This is a genomic window from Vibrio sp. 1288 (assembly GCF_033344475.1).
Genome location: NZ_JAWPOX010000812.1, coordinates 1 through 595, shown reverse-complemented (window position 1 = coordinate 595; position 595 = coordinate 1). Strand labels below are relative to the sequence as shown.

The 595-nt window shown below is 43.2% G+C and carries 1 protein-coding gene; it reads right to left on the bottom strand.

The features are described from left to right. On the bottom strand, positions 1–489 hold a 489-nt coding region (locus R8O11_RS29505; RefSeq protein WP_412035095.1), incomplete at its 3' end, for a GAF domain-containing protein. Between the last annotated feature and the right edge of the window lie 106 nt (positions 490–595).

Here is a 595-nt window from a genome sequence, read left to right as displayed (position 1 = left end):
GCTGACCCATTTTTCACGAAGGCTATGGATAATCACATTGGCATAAAAGCGATGAAGTTCGAGCGCATCTTGTGCTTCTTTCGCGTGAATACTTCGCGTAAAAGTAGACAGCAAAATCCCAAGCACTTCGCCACTTTGTGTTTTCAACGGGAGGCCAAGGTAAGCTTGAACGCCATCATCCTGAAACATCTGGTCTTCAGGAAAGCGTTTATAAACCTGATCTTGGTAAAAGATGTGCTCGCCAATGTCTTTCGCGACTTTTTCACATGGCGTGCCTGACAGGTGGTAACTGGGGTTATCTGAGATCTCTTCGCCACTTGCAAAGGAAATGGTGTGCGCAGCATGTTGAAGATGAGCCACTTCAACAACGCATGTACAATGACTCTTCAACTGTTGATGGATATCTAAAGTCACTCTGTTGAGCAGCGCGCTCCCATTGAGCTTCAATATTTCATCAAGCTTTTGGACACTGATTTGTACATGATCCATTAAACACGTTACCTAGCCGTTATTAATTTCATATCGTGCTTTGATAGTTGTGCGACACGACGACTTATAATTTGATATGCATCAAGTAAACTATCGTGTACTAAAG